Origin of the sequence: Phenylobacterium sp. (assembly GCF_031425575.1) — a bacterium.
Lineage (GTDB): Bacteria > Pseudomonadota > Alphaproteobacteria > Caulobacterales > Caulobacteraceae > Phenylobacterium.
Window position 1 is genome coordinate 1 of the sequence record NZ_JANPJP010000096.1, and the last position, 2,018, is coordinate 2,018.

1 protein-coding gene and 1 pseudogene are annotated in these 2,018 nt (G+C 67.1%); both read right to left on the reverse strand.

Going from position 1 to position 2,018, the window contains the following annotated elements; genetic code table 11:
- Positions 1–3: 3 nt before the first annotated feature.
- Positions 4–1,344 carry an MFS transporter gene (locus RMO97_RS05070; RefSeq protein WP_310539451.1) on the reverse strand — a complete coding sequence of 447 codons (1,341 nt, stop codon included), beginning with the start codon at positions 1,342–1,344 and terminating at the stop codon, positions 4–6.
- 131 nt (positions 1,345–1,475) lie between these two features.
- A pseudogene (locus RMO97_RS05075) lies at positions 1,476–2,018 on the reverse strand (hypothetical protein); the annotation flags it as partial.

Sequence of the window (2,018 nt, forward strand, 5' to 3'; positions counted from 1 at the left end):
GGCCTAGATCCGCCCGATCCTGGCCGTCCGCGGCTCTTTCACGGCCACGATCAGCAGCAGCAGGGCCGCTACCAGGAAGCCGATCGAGACGCCGAACACCACCGGGAAGCCCAGGGTGCTGGCCATGATCCCGCCGGCCAGGGGGCCGATGGCCGCCATGATGCCCTCGGCGGTGGCCGAGATGGCGATCCGCATGGGCATCTCATCCCGCGACCCGAACTCCAGGATCATGGTGTTGGCGGCCATCATGTAGCCCGACTGCGCCGCGCCCAAGCCGAAGAAGGCCAGGAAGGTCAGGGGCATCAGGTGGACATTCATCAGCAGCACGGTGGCCGCGATCCAGATCACCAGCGAGACCAGCAGGATGCGCCGGAAGCCGGTCTTGTCCCCCATATAGCCCCAGAGCAGGTTGGAGAGGGTGTCGGCGCCGAGATAGGCCAGGGACAGCAGGCCCAGATTGCGGCCGTTGAGCTCGATCGTGGTGCCGGCGTAGATGATGTAGAAGGGCACCGCCAGGCGACCGGCCGTGGCCAGCATCTGCACGATCAGGAAGTACATGTAGCCCCGGTCCGAGGCGATCAGGGCGGGGAAGTCCTTGATGCGATCGCGCAGCTTGGTCTGGGCGCGCAGGGTTGGCGGCTCGGGCTCCCGGAGCAGCAGGTTCAGGGCCGAAAGGCCAAGGCTCGTGAGCACGAAGGCGAAGATGAAGGTGACGCCGTAGCCGTTGCCGAACAGGTTGGCCCCGACGAAATAGCGCCCCGCGAAATAGGCCAGGACGGCGGCGATCAGCCCCCCCGTGGCGTTGCGCCAGGCCTGAAGTCGGCCCCGGCGGCTGAGCGGGATGACCTTGGCCATCAGCAGGCCGAACACGACGCGCTGCGCGCCCATGAACAGGCCGAACATGAACATGAAGGCCAGGATCGCGATCACCAGGGACTGACCCGACAGCAGCCAGCCCGAGGCGGCCATGCCCAGGATCTGCAGGCGCGCGAGGCCCCCCATCCACATGGCGGCGGGCATCACCTTGGTGCGATGCTCGATCTGGGTGGCGCCGACGATGGGCGAGACGATGCTGCCCACCTGCTGCAGCGCCAGGCCCAGGCCCACGATCGTGTTGGAGCCGGAGATCATGTGCAGATAGGCGGGCAGGAAGGTTGGCGCATTGACCAGCCGGAAGCCCGTCATGCCCAGCATGCCGTGCAGGTAGTTGCCGATATAGTTGCGCTTCAGATTGTCCCAGACGAACTTTTCGTAGGCCGCTTCCTTGGCCTCCATCGTCTCTTCTTCCGGAGCGGCGGCCTCGCCGATCGCTTCCAGTTCGTCCCTAATGATTTTGTCTTCCAATGGCGTCCGGCCCGCGCGCGCAGGGCAGTGAAAAGCCGCGCAGGCTCTCCCTTTTAATAACGGATAAATTCAATCCGCCCGGTCTAGCAGAGTCCCGGAGCAGGGAAACCCCTGGCGACGAAGGGACGCGTTCAGGCCGCCGGTTTGCGCAGCAGCATGAGCGCTCCAAAGGCCAGAACCGACCCTGCCGCCATCACCGCAAGGGCCAGGTTCGCCGAGCGTTCGATCATCAGGGCGAACACAAAGGGCGACACCGCCTGCAGCAGCCGGGACGGCACGTTGAGCACACCGAGCCGCCGCCCATAGTTACGTTCTCCGAACAGGGCCAGCGGCAGGGCCCCGCGCACGATGGTGAAAAGCCCATTTCCCGCGCCGTAGAGGATCGCGAAGGGGGCCGCGGCGATGGCGCCGAAGGTGATCAGCAGGCCTGCGCCGATGGGGAACATGGCGACCGCCACCCGGCCGGAAACCAGGGGGTGGATGCGGCGCACCAGGGCGAACTCGGCCAGCCGCGCGGCCACCTGGGCCGGACCCACCAGGGCCGCGGCGCCCACGGCCGCGGCTGGACCGACGCCGAGCGCGTTCAGCAGCGGCGGCAGGTGCGCCGACATCGCCGAGCCGATGGCCGCGAGCACCGCGAAGGCGCCGGCCATCAGCACCATCTTCGAGGTGTC